Here is a 17,554-nt window from a genome sequence, read left to right on the forward strand (position 1 = left end):
TTGACGCACCCCGCATCTGTTCGAATCGATATTGACCTGACCCTCCAGCGCCTGCAGCTGAAAAGCGAAGGCGGAGAGATTGTTGCCTCCTATCCGGTTTCAACCGGCCTGAACGGGCCGGGAGAGAGCGATGGCAGTGGCTGCACTCCGCGTGGTGAGCACTATGTCCGGGCCAGTATTGGCGCCGGTCTTCCTGTTGGGACGGTATTCCGCGCCCGGCGCCCCACCGGCGAAACCTACAGCGTGGATCTCGCCCGGCTTCATCCCGAACGCGACTGGATACTGAGCCGGATTCTCTGGCTATGCGGTCGCGAGTGGGGCAAAAACAGGGGCCCGGGTGTCGATACTTTCCGCCGCTTCATATACATTCACGGCACACCGGACAGCGAGCCCATGGGCGTGCCGTTGTCCCATGGCTGCGTGCGGATGCGCAATGCAGACATTATTGATCTGTTTGATCGCGTCAGGCCGGGAACGGCCGTTTCCATTCGATAAAACTGTCTAGACCAGAGGAATCCGATGATCGGGGATGTTATGGCCATGGTGAATGGCTGGATCGAGAATTTCGGGCTGCTGTCTGAAGCCTGGCGCGTTGGAATTGTTGTCTTTGCGCTGGTTTTTGGAACGGCCACGGTCGCCTACATTGCCAGCCACATCATCGTTGCTATCGAGCGCAAATTCAGCCAGACCAAAAACCTGTTCGATGACGCGTTACTGCATGCCGTCCGCAAGCCGGTGGTCGCCTTTGTCTGGCTTCAGGGTGTCTATTGGGCTGCGGAAGTGGCTCATAAATACTCCGAAGCGGAGATCTTCAAGGCCAACGAGTCTGTGCTGCAGATCGGTTTCATATTTGTTCTAGTATGGTCAGTTCTGCGATTGATCAAGGAAACCGAGGGGATTCTGGTTTCGCCACTTAAGATGAAGGAACCTATGGATTACACCACCGTCAACGCGGTGAGCAAGTTGTCTCGCGCGGTGGTTATCATTACGGCAGTGCTGATTGCCATGCAATCACTTGGTTACAGCATCTCCGGGGTTCTGGCATTCGGTGGCGTTGGGGGTATTGCAGTCGGCTTTGCCGCCAAGGACCTGCTGGCGAATTTTTTTGGCGGTTTTATCATTCACCTGGATCGACCCTTCAAGGTCGGGGACTGGGTGCGCTCGCCCGATCGGAACATTGAAGGTACGGTTGAGCATATCGGCTGGCGTCTGACGACCATCCGTACCTTCGACAAGCGTCCGCTTTATGTGCCGAATGCCGCGTTTACCACCATTGCTGTCGAGAACCCCTCGCGCATGAGCAATCGTCGGATCTACGAGACCATTGGCATCCGCTATGCCGATGTCGGGCAGATGGCAACGATCGTGGGCGATATCAGAGCCATGCTCCAGCAGCATGAGGAGATCGATAGCGATCAGACCCTGATTGTGAATTTCCTGGCCTTCAATGCCTCGTCACTGGACATCATGGTGTATTGCTTCACCAAGACAACCCAGTGGGTTCCTTTCCACGAGGTGAAACAGGATGTGCTGCTGAAGATCAGCGATATTATTGAAGGCTACGGAGCTGAGGTCGCCTTCCCGACCCGGACTCTGCACTTGCCCGAGGGGGTTCGGCTGTCTGGATCGCAATCCGACGAGTCGGCAGATCAGAGTGCGGAAGCCTCCTCCGAGAAGAGTGCGCAGAAATCGCAGAATCGCCAGACCACCGGAGATGAAGAAGATTCAGGAGAGTCAGCATGACGTCACCGGAGAAAATGTACCCTGTCGGGATTATCGGGGGTACAGGCCTGACCACATTGTCCGGCCTGGAAATCACCGGCGAGAATAAAGCCGGAACGCCCTGGGGCATGCCTTCCGCGCCCCTGGTAGAGGGGCGATTGGGTGATCAGCCGGTGATGTTCCTGTCGCGCCATGGTAACCCGCACCGTATTCCCCCCCATCAGGTGAATTATCGGGCGAACCTCAAGGCCCTTTACGATGCCGGTGTGCGGACGGTCGTTGGTGTCAACGCCGTGGGCGGTATTCATGCAGATATGGGACCTGCCCATGTGGTTATTCCCGACCAGATTATTGACTACACATGGGGGCGTGCCAGCACCTTTTTCGAGGGCAGTCTGGACTCGGTGACCCACATTGATTTCACCTGGCCCTACGACGAGAGCGCGCGGCAGATCCTGATTGATGCCGCCGACGCAGAAAACGTGCCGTTTTCCGGTTTCGGAGTGTACGGCGCAATCCAGGGCCCGAGGCTGGAAACCGCGGCTGAAATCATCCGGATGGAGCGGGACGGCTGCGACCTGGTAGGAATGACCGGTATGCCGGAAGCTGCGCTGGCGGCGGAACTTGGAATGCGTTACGTCTGTCTCGGCCTGGTGGTGAACTGGGCGGCTGGAAAGTCCGACCATATCATCACCATGGAAGAAATTGAGGCGGCCATCGAGCAGGGAATGTCCGGGGTCAAACGGATCCTCGAAGTCTCGATGGCTGGCCTTGGGGTGCTTACTCCGTTGCCTCAATCTTCTTGAAAAACACCAGCACGCCGATCGTGGGGGAATCGAGAAAGTGGATTTCCTCACTACGCATCCGGCGGGTTTCCCGAATCCAGGTCAACAATTCCAGGGGCGCGGGTTCAGCCAGAACCGGTAGTTGCTGACCGGCTGCTTCTCCGGTTGCTGCTGACATTGGGGCGGAGTCACTGGCGTCAGATGTGACCGGGGCGGGGGGTGTTTCTTCAGAGAGCTCGGTCGCAGCGTCCATAGGCAGCTCCGATGGCTCTTCCGCCAGTTTCCAGTGGTTCAGATGCACATTGACGTGCAAATAGCGTTGCCGGTCGATGGTGATGTGTCCCTCAACCTCCCGGGTGCGAGCCTCGTTCAGCCAGTCACCCGCTTCAACCCGCAAGGGTGTCCCCTCGTAATCCGGTGGAAACGCCTCGTACCAACCGGCAGCCACAAGCACACGGTAACGGCCACTGCGCTCCAGTCTGGCCGCGGCATTGGCAAGATGGAGATCCTTTTGGGGCGCCAATTCCAGTGTGGTTTCCGTGGTGCCATCCTCCAGCGATGACCAGAGCACCTCTTCGGTCTCAAGGGGCAGCTCTACCGAGCGATCAGACATCCGTTCGTTCACAGCTTCCGGCTCTACAATCCGCTCAAGAATGACAAACTCCGCCCGGTAGTAGTCATCCGGAACCGGCGTGCCGGGCTCAAGAGGCAAGGTTGCCCGGTCAGGCTGCTGTGCGGCACCTGTTATAGAAAAGCTCAGAAGCAGAGCTGCCAGGATGGCCCGGGTCGGGTATCGGCACCAGCGAATTCCATCAATTTGCAAGGGTCGTACTCCACTTGTTGGTCGGCCGTTCATGAGCCGGACGCGTCATTTTTTGCGGGCTCCAGCTCGCCAAGCATCCGGGAAATGCCGTCGAGTTTACCACCGGTTGTGGCATCCTTCAGCCGAAAACGGAAGCTGTTGGCACCTTCGAGCCGGTACTGGTCGGGTGCGGATTGCACTTTTTTAACCAGAACCAGGGGATCCACCGGTGTCGAGCTGCCAAACTCGAGCCGCGCCCATTCCTTGCCGGCATCGACTTTCACGATGCCCAGGGCGTCTGCACGCAATCGAAGCTCGGTCTGGCGGATCAGGTTTTTGGCCGGATCCGGCAATAATCCAAAGCGGTCGATCATTTCAACCTGAAGTTCTTTTAATGCTTCCGGGCTGTCCACGCTGGCAATCCGTTTGTAGAGCATCAGGCGGTTATGGACATCCGGCAGATAATCCTCTGGGATCAGGGCCGGGATTCTCAGGTTCATTTCGGTGCCGTGGCTAAGGGGCAGGTCGGCGTTCGGGGTTCTGCCCTCGCGAATGGCCTTGACGGCCTCGTCCAGCAGCTGCATGTAAAGGGTAAAGCCGATGCTTTCGATCTGCCCGCTCTGTTCTTCCCCCAATAACTCCCCGGCACCGCGGATTTCCAGGTCATGAGTGGCCAGCATGAAGCCGGCGCCCAGGTCCTGCGCCTCCGAAATCGCATCCAGACGCTTTTTGGCGTCCGCCGTGATGGATTTCGGTGGTGGCGTGAGCAGGTAGGCATAGGCCTGGTGGTGCGAACGGCCGACCCGGCCCCGAAGCTGATGCAATTGCGCCAGGCCGAACTTGTCTGCCCGCTCGATAATAATGGTGTTGGCGCTGGGAACGTCGATGCCGGTCTCAATGATGGTTGTGCACACCAGCACGTTGAAGCGTTTGTGGTAGAAGTCGGACATGATCTTTTCCAGATCACGCTCTCTCATCTGCCCGTGGGCGACGCCCACCCTCGCTTCCGGAATCAGCGAACGCAGATCCTCTGCCGTCTTCTCGATGGTGGCCACATCGTTGTGGAGGAAGTAGACCTGACCGCCCCGGAGAATTTCCCGCAGTATGGCTTCCTTGACCATGGCGTTGTCTTTCTGGCGCACAAAGGTTTTCACCGAGAGCCGCCGGGCCGGAGGGGTGGCGATAATCGAGAGATCCCGCAGATGCCCCATGGCCATATTCAGTGTCCGCGGAATCGGGGTAGCGGTCAGGTTGAGCATGTCCACTTCTGCCCGCAGTGCTTTTAGTCTCTCCTTCTGCTGAACGCCAAAGCGATGCTCTTCGTCGATGATAACCAGGCCAAGATTCTTGAACTTGATGTCGCCCTGCAGCAGTTTGTGGGTGCCGATGACGATGTCGGCCCTGCCGTTCTCCACCGCCTCCAGCGCCTTGCTGGTCTGGCCAGCCGTGCGGAACCGGCTGAGCAGCTCGACCTGCACAGGGGTATCCGAGAAACGGTCCCGGAAGGATTCATAATGCTGCTGGGCGAGCAGGGTAGTGGGGACCAGAACCGCCACCTGTTTGCCCGACCATGTAGCCAGGAACGCCGCGCGCATGGCAACCTCGGTTTTCCCGAAGCCGACATCGCCACACACCAGGCGATCCATGGGCTGCTCGCTGGTCATGTCCTCGAACACCGACTGGATAGCAACCTGCTGGTCGGGCGTCTCCTCGAACGGAAAGCCGGCAGCAAAGGCGCGATAGGCTTCCTTGGGATCCTCGAAGCTAAAGCCTTTGCGCGCCTCCCGGCGGGCGTACACATCCAGCAGCTCGGCGGCGGTATCCCGGATCTTCTCAAGGGCTTTCTGTTTGGCTGTGCTCCAGCGGTCCGTCCCGAGTTTGTGCAGCGGCGCGTGTTCGGTGTCATTGCCGGCATAGCGGGAAATCAGGTGCAGGCTGGAGACCGGCACGTACAGTTTTGAGCCCCCGGCGTACTCAAGCATCAGGAATTCGCTCGCTTCGCCCTCTACCGTGATGGTTTCCAGACCCAGGTAACGGCCAACACCGTGGTCGATATGAACCACCGGCGCACCAATCCGCAATTCCGACAGATCCCGGAAGCCGGCATCGTCGGTTTCCGTAGGCTTCTCACGGCGCCGCCGCTGCAGTACCCGCTCGCCGAACAGGGCTGTCTCGGTGATCAGGGCAACGGAATGCTGGGGCAGCACCAGGCCTTGCTCCATCGGGGCAATGGTAATGGCCACGGGGCTTTCCTTATCGTCGAGAAAAGCCTGCCAGCCCGACAGGGTTTTCAATTCAACACCCTGTTCGCCAAGATTCTCCATCAGCGCCTCACGCCGACCGGACGATTCGGCGCATATAAGCACGTGGCCGTCGAACTCTCCCAGAAAACGCTTGAGGCGACCGGCAGGGTCTGCAGCCCGACCGTCCATGGCGATATCCGGCAAGGTGGTCGTGGGGCAGTTAACCGATCCCGCGCCATCCTTTGGCTCCGCGGAGACGGTTACCCTCGGGAAGGCCTTCAGCTGTCCGAACAGCTCTTCCTGCTGTAAAAAGAGGCGCGTGGGCGGCAGAATCGGCCGCAGGCGATCGTGACGACGATCCTCGTACCGGTTGCGGGTTTCACTGTCAAAGTGGCTGACCGCATCGTTCAGTCCGTCCGCAGTAAAAACGTGGGTGGCGCCGGGCAGATAGTCAAACAGGGTTGCCGTCTCGTCGAAGAACAGCGGCAGGTAGTACTCAATCCCCGGCGGGGTGATGCCGTGAGTAACGTCCTGATAGATGGGGGTGTCTTTGTCGGCATCCGGGAACTGCTCGAACCAGCGGCTGCGGAATCCGGAGCGCGCCTCTTTGTGCCAGGGGAATTCAAAGGCGGGTAGCAGTTCGATGCGTTCGATCCGGTCGATTGAGCGCTGAGTCTCGGGGTCGAAAGTCCGGAGCGTTTCGATCTCATCATCGAACAGGTCAATCCGATAGGGCTGGCTGGCGCCCATGGGGAAAATGTCCAGTATGGCGCCTCGGACCGCGTATTCGCCGTGCTCGTAGACGTTCTCGGCATGCCGGTAGCCTGCCGCCTCAAGCTGCATTCGCCAGCTCTCGATATCCAGGGACTGTCCCACTTCCAGAAGCAGGGTGTTGCCCTGGAGGTAGTTTACCGGCGGCAGCCTGTGCATCAGCGTGCGTGCGGGAACCACCAGAACCCCATGGCTGGTTGCGGGCAGGCGGTGCAGGGTCCGGATTCGCCGGGAAATAATATCCTGGTGGGGCGAAAACAGATCGTAGGGCAGGGTTTCCCAGTCGGGCAGCGACAGCAGTTCCAGCCCGTCATCGCTGACCGCCGGGCCGTCTTCTTCCGGGGGGAGCCCCAGGAAGAAACGCATGGCCTGCTCAAGCCGGATGGCATCGGCGGTGCTGCGGGTAATGACAAGGGTCAGACCCTTGTGCGCGCGCGCACTTTCGCAGATGGCCAGTGCCTCACTGCTGCCGTGCAGTTGACCCCATGTTCGGTGATCGGCCGGCCGAGACGGAAATTCGGGGGCAATCAAGGGGAGGGGTGACGGGCGTGTGCTGGCACCTTGGCTCATGGGCGGTCAGGTTCTCCTGCTGTGGATGTCCGGGAGGCGGTGAGGCGCGTATTCTAACGCTCGCGCCCCTCACTGTCATGGCGCCGGCGCCTCGGTCGGCATTTGCGTAATTGACAAGCGCGTCCTATACGAAGGTCATGGCCCGCCGTATTTGCGGTCGGCCGGATTAAATTGGATAATGTGCGCCCCAATTTCCAAGTGCCAATTGCAGAGGTCCAAGCGTGAGTCACGAACAGATCAATCAGCACCTGTCCAACTGGACAGAAAGAGAATCCACCGCGGAAGCCATGATTCCGCTGATCGGCCGCCTCTACCGCAAAAACAATGTGGTTACTTCTGTTTACGGCCGCGCCATCATCAACCAGTCGGTTATCGACATCATCCGCGCCCATCGTTTTGTGCGCCAGGTTGAAGACAGCGAGCTCTCTGTTCATGACACCCTGCCGATCCTGCAGGCCATGGACAATCTGGACCTTGGCCGGGCCCACGTGGATATCGGCAAGCTGGCGGTCAAATTCAAGGACGAGGGCGGTGATCTTACCGAATTCCTGAAGCGCGAAATTGGTCCTGTTGTTGGGCAGTACGCCGCGCAGTCCGAGGAAGACGCCCATAACGACACCAAAGACGTTGTTCTGTACGGTTTCGGCCGTATCGGTCGCCTGCTGGCGCGCATTCTGATTGAGAAAGCGGGCGGCGGTAATAATCTGCGCCTGCGTGCCATTGTCGTTCGCCAGGGTGGAGCGGAAAACGATCTAGAGAAGCGTGCCAGCCTGCTGCGCCGTGACTCTGTGCATGGCCCGTTCGATGGCACCATCACGGTTGATGAAAAAGAATCGGCCCTGATCGCCAACGGCAACTACATCAAGGTCATCTACTCCGATGGTCCGGACAAAGTGGACTACACCGAGTACGGCATCAACAACGCCATCGTGATCGACAACACCGGTAAGTGGCGTGACGAGGCGGGTCTTGGCCTGCACCTCAAATCGAAGGGTGTCAGCCGCGTTATCCTGACCGCTCCGGGCAAGGGTGATATCAAGAACATTGTTTATGGCATCAATAACGACTGGATCACCGACGACGACAAGATTCTGTCGGCCGCGTCCTGTACCACCAATGCCATCACACCGGTGCTCAAGGCAATTGAAGACGAGTACGGCATCGAAGACGGCCATGTTGAGACCGTTCACTCGTACACCAACGACCAGAACCTGATCGACAACTACCACAAGGGTAGCCGTCGCGGACGGAGTGCCGCCCTGAACATGGTAATTACCGAGACAGGCGCAGCCAAAGCCGTTGCCAAGGCGCTGCCGGTGCTCAAGGGCAAGCTGACCGGTAATGCCATTCGCGTACCGACGCCGAATGTTTCCATGGCGATCCTGAATCTCAACCTCAAGAAAGACGTTGATGTGGAAGGGGTAAACGACTATCTGCGCGACATGGCGCTGCATTCAGAGCTGCAGAAGCAGATTGATTTCGTCAATTCGCCGGAAGTTGTCTCTACCGACTTTGTCGGTTCTCGCCACGCTGGCATCGTTGACGCCCAGGCAACCATCGCCAGTGGCAAACGCCTGATTCTGTATGTCTGGTACGACAACGAGTTCGGCTACAGCGCGCAGGTGGTGCGAGTTGTTAACCAGATGGCAGGCGTAAATTACCCGATCTTCCCCAAACGTGCGAGAGACTGAGCGGAACGCACCTGATTGGTGAGTTAAAGGTCATCAAAAACCCCGGCAGCAACCGTTGCCGGGGTTTTTGCTTTTATGGCCAGTTGGCTGGCTCGATTGGCTGTCAGCATTTAACCCGTTCCGGTTTCTGGTGGAAATAGGATTCCTTAATCTCTATAATTGGCGCGATTTTGGGTACGTCTGGCACTACGTTTCTCATGGTTTTTTCTGGGCCGCAGGTGTCTGGCGTTACGAATCCATTGAAAAGTTTCTGATGATTGGATGAGGCTAATGATCAAGATCAAAAAAGGCCTGGATCTTCCCATCAGCGGCGCTCCAGAACAGACCATTACAGACGGCAAACCCGTTCGCCACGTGGCGTTGATCGGTTTTGACTACATCGGCATGAAGCCGACGATGGCTGTGAAAGAGGGAGACCGTGTCAAGCGCGGTACGCTGCTGTTCACGGACAAGAAGACCGAAGGCGTTCGTTATACTTCACCCGCCGCCGGCGTGGTGAAAGAGATTAACCGTGGTGAGCGTAGGGTATTCCAGTCGATCGTTATCGAAATCGATGGCGATGAGGCTGAGACGTTTGCCCGCTACAGCGAAGCTGACCTTGCCGGCCTGGAACGCCAGCAGGTGGTTGATAACCTTGTGGAATCCGGTTTGTGGACGGCGCTCAAAACGCGCCCCTACAGCAAGGTTCCCGAGATCGACTCCGCCCCTCACTCCATTTTCGTGTCGGTTATGGACACTAACCCGCTGGCAGCGGACCCGACGGTGATCATTGGCGAGAACAGCCAGGCGTTTGAAAAAGGCCTCACGCTTCTCACCAAGCTGACCACGGGCAAAGTGTTTGTTACCGGCAGGCCCGGATCCAACGTGGCGGTACCCAAATCCGACGCTGTTGAGGTGCACCAGTTTGATGGCAAGCATCCGGCAGGAAACGTTGGTACCCACATCCATCATCTGGATCCGGTATCCGGTAGCAAGATGGTCTGGAGCATCAATTATCAGGACGTCATCGACATCGCCAAACTGTTCGAATCCGGAGAAGTACCGGTGGAGCGTATTGTCGCGATTGGTGGTCCCAAGGCCCTGAAGCCTCGCCTGGTTCGTACCCGTCTGGGTGCCAGCCTCGAGGAACTTCTCGAGGGCGAAGTTGCCACAGATTGTGAGATCCGGCCGATTTCGGGTTCTGTGTTCGGTGGTCGCCGCGGCGATGGCCCCTGCGCCTACCTCGGCCGCTTTGCCAATCAGGTATCCGTTCTTGAAGAGGGCAACAAGCGTGAGTTCATGGGTTGGTTGTCACCGGGACCGAATCGGTTCTCAACTTTGAATATTTACGTTTCAAAGTTGATGTCTGGCAAGTTGTTTAACTTCACGACAACCACAAATGGTAGTGAGCGCGCGATGGTGCCGGCGGGTGTTTATGAGCGAATTATGCCTCTGGACATTCTTCCGACGCAGCTGCTGCGTTCGCTGATTGTCGGTGACACAGAGATGGCACAGAAGCTCGGAGCGCTTGAGCTGGATGAAGAAGATCTGGCGCTGTGCACGTTCGTGTGCCCGGGCAAATATGAATATGGTCCGATTCTCCGAGAGAACCTGACCCGAATCGAGATCGAGGGCTAATACGATGGCTATCAGACAGTTTCTCGATGGAATCGAGCATCACTTTGAGAAGGGTGGCAAGTACGAGCGCTGGTACGCGTTGTACGAGGCAGTAGACACCATTTTCTATACGCCAGGTAAGGTGACCTCCACTACTGCTCACGTTCGCGACGGGGTAGACCTGAAGCGCATCATGATCACGGTGTGGATGTGCACCTTCCCGGCCATGTTCTTCGGTATGTGGAACATCGGTTTCCAGGCCAACAGCTATCTGGCAGCCACGCCCGATGCGATGGTGGGTGATGGCGGTTTGCGCACCGCTTTCATCACTGCTCTTGCGTCGACGGGGGCGGGTGCCGGCGTACTGGATAATTTCATCTACGGAATGGCCTATTTTATCCCCATTTACGCCGTCACTTTTATCGTTGGCGGTTTTTGGGAAGTGCTGTTCGCTACTGTGCGTCGTCACGAAGTCAACGAAGGCTTCTTCGTCACCTCGGTGCTGTTTGCCCTGATCTGTCCTCCTACCATTCCGCTCTGGCAGGTGGCTCTGGGCATTACCTTTGGCGTTGTGGTCGGTAAGGAAGTGTTCGGCGGCACTGGTAAGAACTTCCTGAATCCGGCTTTGACTGGTCGTGCGTTCCTGTACTTTGCCTATCCGGCGCAGATTTCCGGTGACACAGTATGGACGGCTGTTGACGGGTTCAGTGGCGCCACGGCGTTGAGCTGGGCGGCAAGCGGCGGCCTGGAAGCTCTGGAAACGCAGATTGGCTGGATGAGCGCATTCATGGGCACCATCCAGGGTTCGATGGGGGAAACCTCAACCCTTGCTGTGCTGATTGGTGGTTTGATCCTTTTGGCCATGAAAATTGCCAGCTACCGGATCGTAGGCGGTGTTCTGATTGGTATGATCGGGATGTCCCTGTTGCTGAACGTTATCGGGTCTGAAACCAACCCGATGTTCGCGATTCCGGCGCATTGGCATCTGGTTATGGGCGGTTTTGCCTTTGGCATGATGTTCATGGCAACCGATCCGGTTTCCGCAGCGATGACCAACACAGGCCGCTGGTGCTTTGGCATTCTGGTGGGTGTTATGACAATCCTTATTCGTGTCATTAACCCGGCCTTCCCTGAGGGCATTATGCTGGCCATTCTGTTCGCTAACCTGTTCGCGCCGCTGATGGATCATTACGTGGTTCAGGCCAATATCAAACGGAGGCTCGCTCGTGGCTAAAGCTAAAGAAACTGTCTCCCGCACTCTGGTTGTTGCGCTGGTACTGAGTATTGCTTTCTCTGTTGTGGTCTCCACGGCAGCCGTTCTGCTCCGTCCTGCGCAGATTCAGAACCAGAACCTGGACATCAAGACCAATATTCTTTCCTCGGCCGGTATGCTGGAGTCTGGCTCCAGCGCCGAGCAGATTGAAGAAGCGTTCGCGCGTTTTGATGTTCGCCTTGTCGATCTCGATACGGGTGAGTTTGTCGAGCCGTCCGACGTGGGTGTCCAGGATCCCATGAAGTACGATATGTACAAAGCTGCTTCTGATCCGCAGATGTCCACCAACATTCCGTCTTCGGAAGACAAGGCCGGCATCAAGCGCCGCCCGAATGTTGCCAAGGTTTACACCATGAGCGAGAACGGCCAGATCAGTCGCGTGGTTCTTCCGATCCACGGCTACGGGCTCTGGTCCACGCTTTACGGCTTTATTTCTCTTGAAGGGGACCTGAACACGATCGAAGGTCTGGGTTTCTATGCGCATGCAGAAACTCCGGGGCTCGGTGGTGAAGTGGACAACCCGCGTTGGAAGCGCCAGTGGGTTGGCAAGGAGGTCTATCGCGAAGACCGTTCCGAGCCCCAGGTGCGACTGGTGAAGGGCGGTGTTGGCGCCGATGCAAAGGACAAGGAACACAAGGTTGATGCTCTGTCCGGTGCTACGCTGACAAGCCGCGGCGTTGAGCAACTGGTCAACTACTGGATGGGCGACCGCGGATACGCGCCGTTCCTGCAAAAACTTCGTGAAGGGGAGGTCTGATCATGGCAGATGCATCAGCCAAACAGGTTCTCTTCGAACCGATCTTCAGCAACAACCCGATTGCCCTGCAGATCCTGGGCATCTGTTCAGCGCTGGCGGTAACCACCAGCATGAACGTTACTCTTGTTATGTGTGCAGCGGTTATTGCCGTTACCGCATTTTCCAACCTTGCGGTGTCACTGGTACGTACCCAGATTCCGGGCAGTATCCGGATCATCGTCCAGATGACCATCATCGCCTCACTGGTAATCGTGGTTGATCAGGTACTCAAGGCTTATGCCTACGAGATTTCCAAGCAGCTGTCGGTGTTTGTTGGTCTGATTATTACCAACTGTATCGTAATGGGGCGCGCGGAAGGTTTCGCCATGAAGAATGGCCCCTGGTTGAGCTTCCTGGACGGCATTGGTAACGGTCTTGGGTATTCAGTGTGCCTTATTTTTGTCGCTTTCTTCCGTGAGCTTCTGGGGGCGGGTTCCCTGTTCGGGGTTACTCTGATGCCGGTCGTCAACGAAGGTGGCTGGTACATCCCGAACGGTATGATGCTGCTGCCTCCCAGCGCATTCTTTATCATTGGTCTGGCGATCTGGGGTCTGCGGACCTGGAAACCGGAACAGGTTGAAGAGCCGGATTACAAGATGTCTCGTCATGTTGCCAAGGAGGCCTTCTGATGGAACATTATATCAGCCTGATTCTTAAGGCGATTTTCGTTGAAAACATGGCTCTGGCCTTCTTCCTGGGAATGTGTACCTTTTTGGCCATTTCCAAGAAGATTGAGGCCGCAACAGGTCTCGGCATTGCTGTTGTGGTTGTGCTGACGGTTACCGTTCCGGTAAACAACTTTCTGTACAACAGCGTCCTGCGCGAGGGCGCTCTCGGCTGGGCAGGTCTGCCTAACGTAGACCTGAGCTTTCTCGGTCTGATTACGTATATCGGTGTAATCGCGGCGATCGTCCAGATCATGGAAATGGTTCTGGACAAGTACATACCGGCGCTCTATGCCGCTCTGGGTGTATTCCTGCCACTGATTACGGTGAACTGCGCCATCCTTGGTGCCTCGCTGTTCATGGTGGAGCGTGACTACACCTTTGGCGAGAGTGTGGTGTATGGCTTTGGCGCCGGCATCGGCTGGGCCCTGGCTATCATTGCCCTGGCGGGTATTCGCGAGAAACTGAAATACAGTGACGTTCCGGAGGGCCTGCGTGGCCTGGGTATCACCTTCATTACCGTTGGTCTGATGTCCCTGGGCTTCATGTCCTTCTCCGGTATCTCACTGTAATTCACCCGGTGATTCGGTTTAACGAAAAGGCGAGACCATGAATACAGAAATTATTCTCGGCGTGGTCATGTTCACCGTTATCGTTCTGGCCCTGGTCGCAGTGATTCTTGCGGCCCGGTCCAGGCTGGTAAGCACCGGTGATGTGACCATTGAGATCAACGATGATCCAGAACACACTCTGAAGACCGAAGCCGGCGGCAAGCTGCTCGGTACTCTGGCGAACAGTGGTATTTTCCTGTCATCTGCCTGTGGTGGTGGCGGTACCTGCGCCCAGTGCAAGTGCAAGGTTCTGGAAGGCGGCGGTGCCATGCTGCCAACGGAAAAGACCCACTTCACCAACCGCGAAGAGAAAGAAGGTTGGCGCCTGTCCTGTCAGGTTCCTGTAAAGCAGGATATGAAGGTGGAAGTGCCGGAGGAATTCTTCGGCGTGAAGAAGTGGGAATGTGAGGTTGTCTCCAACCATAACGTGGCTACCTTCATCAAAGAACTCGTACTCAAGCTGCCTGAAGGTGAGGAAGTAGACTTCCGGGCCGGCGGCTATGTTCAGCTTGAGTGCCCTCCCTACGAAATCGACTTCAAGGATTTCGACATCGAGGAAGAGTTCCACGAGGACTGGGACAAGCACAACATCTGGCGCTACAAGGCGGTCAACAAGGAAGAGACCATCCGGGCCTATTCCATGGCGAACTACCCGGAAGAAAAGGGTGTTCTCAAGTTCAACATTCGTATCGCTACGCCGCCTCCGGGCACGGACCACAACCCGGGCATCATGTCGAGCTATGTGTTCAACCTGAAGCCGGGAGACAAGGTGACCGTGATGGGACCGTTCGGTGAGTTCTTCGCCAAGAAGACTGATGCTGAAATGGTTTTCATCGGTGGTGGTGCCGGTATGGCTCCGATGCGTTCCCATATCTTCGATCAGCTCAAGCGTCTTAATTCCAAGCGCAAGATCAGCTTCTGGTATGGTGCACGCAGTGTTCGCGAGATGTTCTACGTGGAAGATTTCGACGGGCTGCAGGAAGAGAACGACAACTTCGAGTGGCACGTAGCTCTTTCCGATGCACTGCCAGAAGATAACTGGGAAGGCCCCACAGGGTTTATCCACAACGTGTTGTACGAGAACTATCTGAAGGACCATCCGGCTCCGGAAGACTGTGAGTACTACATGTGTGGGCCCCCAATCATGAACGCGTCCTGCATCAAGATGCTGAAAGATCTGGGTGTAGAGGATGAAAACATCATGCTGGATGACTTTGGAGGCTAAGCAGTTCTGATGACATTCAGCATGGTACGACCCGCCAGGGTGGCCCTGGCCAGCGCTTTTACAGCGCTGGCCTTTGCCGTTCTGGCGGGTTGTTCGTTTGAGCCAGAGGAAAAGATCTGGGAAATCTCCGGACCTGTCTTCGGCACCAGCTACCACATCAATGTCGTATTGACCGAGGATCAGGAGAGGCTTGAAACTCTGGCCAGCGGTATTGATGAGGTGCTTGAAGGGGTTGATGCGTCAATGTCGACCTGGCGAGAGGATTCGGAACTGTCCCGTTTCAATCAACGATCCGATCAATCCGAATGGGTTCCGGTGTCAGCGGGCTTGCTCCGTGTTCTTCAGAAGGCTGAAGAGATCTCAACGATGACCGATGGTGCCTTTGATGTGACCATCGGCCCGGTGGTAAATCTTTGGGGGTTCGGGCCCCAGGCGCGCCCGGAGCAGATTCCCTCAGAAGAATCTCTCTCCAGGGCTCTGGCCGCCACTGGCTTCGAGAAGCTCGAGCTGCGGGTCGATCCGCCCGGCGTGCGTGCGACACCACCGCAATATGTGGATCTGTCGGCTATCGCCAAGGGATACGGTGTAGATGCGGTTGCCCGTTTTCTTGAGAGCGAAGGCGTCGAGGCGTACCTGGTGGAGATTGGCGGAGAGGTTAGCGTCAATGGCCGTAAACCTGATGGCAGCACCTGGCGACTGGCCATAGAGCAGCCGATGGCCGAGGGGCGCGCGGTAAACCGCGTGGTGGCGCTGGAATCACGCGCTATGGCAACATCGGGTGATTATCGTAATTATTACGAATCGGAAGGGCGTCGGTATTCCCATACAATAGACCCCGAAACGGGTGAGCCAATTGCTCACAAGCTGGCATCGGTAACCGTTATCGCGGACGATTGTATGACGGCAGATGCTCTGGCAACCGGTTTTAATGTGATGGGCTACGAGCGGGCAAATGAGCTCGCGGTAAGGGAAAATATCCCGGCCTATTTTATTGTCAGGACGGATGAAGGCTTCGAGACGCACCAGACGCCGGCTTTTTCGTCCTACGTGACTCAATAAGGGGAGGGCAACATGGGTACCTTTCTTTTGGTTCTTTTCATCGTGGTTTTGCTGGTTGCAGCCATGTCTATTGGCGTGATCCTGGGGCGCAAGCCCATCAGCGGAACCTGCGGCGGGATTGGCGCGCTCGGTATCAGCCAGTCCTGTGATATCTGCGGTGGTAATACCCAGAAGTGCGAAGAAGAAAACGAGCGGTTGGCCAACGAGGGTAAAGAGCCCGAGGCTCTGGCTTACGACGCCAGCAAGGCCAGCAAGCACTGATCTGTTTTTGACAATTACAACCATCTTTTCACGACGTAGCTAAGGAGTCACTGCGCGCATGGCAGAACATCATTACGACGTCGTCGTTATCGGCGCCGGTCCGTCCGGCGAAGGCGCGGCGATGAATGCGACGAAACACGGCAAACGTGTCGCGATCATCGAAGACAAGCCTACCGTTGGCGGGAACTGCACCCACTGGGGCACCATTCCTTCCAAGGCGCTGCGCCACTCCGTCAAACAGATCATTACCTTTAACACCAACCAGATGTTCCGGGATATCGGTGAGCCTCGCTGGTTCTCTTTCCCGCGCGTGCTTCAGAATGCCCAGAAAGTCATCGGTAAGCAGGTCAAGCTCCGGACGCAGTTCTACTCTCGCAATCGCGTGGATCTGATAAACGGCCGGGCCTTTTTTGTCGACCAGAACCGCATAGAAGTCCGGGGCAGCAAGTCCTCCGAGACGCTGCACTTCAAGCAGGCGATCATCGCCACCGGTTCCAGGCCCTATCTGCCACCCGATGTGGACTTCCGTCATCACCGTATCTACAACTCCGACACCATTCTGAATCTGTCTCACACGCCTCGCACACTGGTTATTTATGGCGCTGGCGTCATCGGGTCAGAGTATGCCTCGATCTTTGCGGGCCTGGGTGTAAAAGTCGACCTGATCAACCCGGGTAGCCGGCTGTTGTCCTTCCTGGATGACGAGATCTCCGACGCCCTGAGTTACCACCTGCGGAATAATGGCGTTCTGGTTCGTCACAACGAGCAGTACGAGTCGGTTGTGGGCGACGACCACGGTGTGGTGCTGTCGCTGCAATCGGGCAAGAAAATCCGTGCGGATGCATTCCTGTGGTGCAATGGTCGCAGCGGGAACACCGAGAAGCTGGGCCTCGAAAATATCGGTCTGGAACCCAATGGCCGCGGCCAACTGGCCGTTGACGAGCACTACCGCACCGAGGTGGACAACATCTATGCGGCGGGCGACGTGATCGGCTGGCCGAGTCTGGCAAGCGCCGCTTATGACCAGGGCCGTTCTGCATCCTCGGATATTGTGGATGACGCATACTTCCGCTTTGTGTCGGATGTGCCGACCGGGATCTACACCATTCCGGAAATCAGTTCCGTTGGTAAAACCGAGCGCGAACTGACAGAAGCCAAGGTGCCCTACGAGGTTGGACAGGCGTTCTTCAAGGATCTGGCACGCGCACAGATCACTGGAGAGGCAGTAGGTATGCTGAAAATCCTGTTCCACCGGGAGACCCGCCAGATTCTGGGCATCCACTGTTTCGGTGACCAGGCAGCAGAAATCGTCCACATCGGCCAGGCGATCATGAATCAGGAAGGGGAGGCTAACTCTCTGAACTACTTCATCAACACCACGTTCAACTATCCGACCATGGCTGAGGCATACCGGGTCGCGGCACTGAACGGCCTGAACCGGATCTTCTGAGCCATTTACGAAAACGGGGTCAGATGAACGTTTT

General features: G+C 56.8%; 15 protein-coding genes. 13 read left to right on the forward strand and 2 right to left on the reverse strand.

The annotated features are described in order from the left end of the window. From CFB02_RS03640 to CFB02_RS03650, 3 genes are read left to right on the forward strand one after another with little or no spacing between them, the layout of a single operon-like run. Window positions 1–495 (forward strand): L,D-transpeptidase, encoded by a 495-nt coding sequence (locus CFB02_RS03640; protein WP_014577579.1) that lies wholly within the window; start codon window positions 1–3, stop codon window positions 493–495. Between the two features lie 24 nt (window positions 496–519). Then, window positions 520–1,743, forward strand: a complete 1,224-nt coding sequence (locus CFB02_RS03645; protein ID WP_088556920.1) for a mechanosensitive ion channel family protein — start codon at window positions 520–522, stop codon at window positions 1,741–1,743. Then, window positions 1,740–2,528 (forward strand): S-methyl-5'-thioinosine phosphorylase, encoded by a 789-nt coding sequence (locus tag CFB02_RS03650; protein WP_088556921.1) that lies wholly within the window; start codon window positions 1,740–1,742, stop codon window positions 2,526–2,528. The genes CFB02_RS03645 and CFB02_RS03650 overlap by 4 nt, the downstream gene beginning before the upstream one ends. On the opposite strand, the gene CFB02_RS03655 is transcribed toward CFB02_RS03650, so the two are convergent. Next, window positions 2,503–3,330 (reverse strand): CsiV family protein, encoded by an 828-nt coding sequence (locus tag CFB02_RS03655; RefSeq protein ID WP_088556922.1) that lies wholly within the window; start codon window positions 3,328–3,330, stop codon window positions 2,503–2,505. The genes CFB02_RS03650 and CFB02_RS03655 overlap by 26 nt on opposite strands. 29 nt (window positions 3,331–3,359) lie before the next feature. Further along, window positions 3,360–6,893 (reverse strand): transcription-repair coupling factor, encoded by a 3,534-nt coding sequence (gene mfd / locus CFB02_RS03660; RefSeq protein ID WP_088556923.1) that lies wholly within the window; start codon window positions 6,891–6,893, stop codon window positions 3,360–3,362. Window positions 6,894–7,114: 221 nt separating this feature from the next. Here mfd and CFB02_RS03665 point away from each other — a divergent pair, with 221 nt between their 5' ends. The 10 genes from CFB02_RS03665 to sthA all read left to right on the forward strand — a co-directional run bounded on the left by CFB02_RS03665 (window position 7,115) and on the right by sthA (window position 17,520). Next, window positions 7,115–8,584, forward strand: coding sequence for a glyceraldehyde-3-phosphate dehydrogenase (locus CFB02_RS03665; protein ID WP_088556924.1), 1,470 nt, complete (start codon window positions 7,115–7,117; stop codon window positions 8,582–8,584). 270 nt (window positions 8,585–8,854) lie between these two features. After that, entirely contained in the window at window positions 8,855–10,201 is a 1,347-nt protein-coding gene (locus tag CFB02_RS03670; RefSeq protein WP_088556925.1) for a Na(+)-translocating NADH-quinone reductase subunit A, read from the forward strand. Window positions 10,202–10,205: 4 nt separating this feature from the next. Further along, on the forward strand, window positions 10,206–11,414 hold the full coding sequence (locus tag CFB02_RS03675) for an NADH:ubiquinone reductase (Na(+)-transporting) subunit B (protein WP_088556926.1): 1,209 nt from the start codon (window positions 10,206–10,208) through the stop codon (window positions 11,412–11,414). Continuing rightward, the gene (locus CFB02_RS03680) at window positions 11,407–12,210 is read left to right on the forward strand and encodes a Na(+)-translocating NADH-quinone reductase subunit C (RefSeq protein ID WP_088556927.1); all 804 of its coding nucleotides are present in this window, start codon (window positions 11,407–11,409) and stop codon (window positions 12,208–12,210) included. Before CFB02_RS03675 ends, CFB02_RS03680 begins: the two co-directional genes overlap by 8 nt. Before the next feature lie 2 nt (window positions 12,211–12,212). Further along, a complete protein-coding gene (locus CFB02_RS03685) occupies window positions 12,213–12,878 on the forward strand; it encodes an NADH:ubiquinone reductase (Na(+)-transporting) subunit D (RefSeq protein WP_088556928.1) in 666 nt (221 codons plus the stop codon). Next, window positions 12,878–13,486, forward strand: coding sequence for an NADH:ubiquinone reductase (Na(+)-transporting) subunit E (nqrE, locus tag CFB02_RS03690; RefSeq protein WP_088556929.1), 609 nt, complete (start codon window positions 12,878–12,880; stop codon window positions 13,484–13,486). Before CFB02_RS03685 ends, nqrE begins: the two co-directional genes overlap by 1 nt. 37 nt (window positions 13,487–13,523) lie before the next feature. Next, window positions 13,524–14,750 (forward strand): NADH:ubiquinone reductase (Na(+)-transporting) subunit F, encoded by a 1,227-nt coding sequence (gene nqrF, locus CFB02_RS03695; protein ID WP_014577567.1) that lies wholly within the window; start codon window positions 13,524–13,526, stop codon window positions 14,748–14,750. 9 nt (window positions 14,751–14,759) lie between these two features. Then, the gene (locus CFB02_RS03700; protein WP_088556930.1) at window positions 14,760–15,809 is read left to right on the forward strand and encodes an FAD:protein FMN transferase; all 1,050 of its coding nucleotides are present in this window, start codon (window positions 14,760–14,762) and stop codon (window positions 15,807–15,809) included. Between the two features lie 12 nt (window positions 15,810–15,821). After that, window positions 15,822–16,070, forward strand: coding sequence for a (Na+)-NQR maturation NqrM (nqrM, locus tag CFB02_RS03705; protein WP_008175057.1), 249 nt, complete (start codon window positions 15,822–15,824; stop codon window positions 16,068–16,070). Between the two features lie 58 nt (window positions 16,071–16,128). Beyond that, complete coding sequence (gene sthA, locus CFB02_RS03710; protein WP_088556931.1) at window positions 16,129–17,520, forward strand: Si-specific NAD(P)(+) transhydrogenase; 1,392 nt, start codon at window positions 16,129–16,131, stop codon at window positions 17,518–17,520. Window positions 17,521–17,554 lie beyond the last annotated feature (34 nt).

The sequence above is a fragment of the Marinobacter sp. es.042 genome (genome assembly GCF_900188315.1).
Lineage (GTDB): Bacteria > Pseudomonadota > Gammaproteobacteria > Pseudomonadales > Oleiphilaceae > Marinobacter.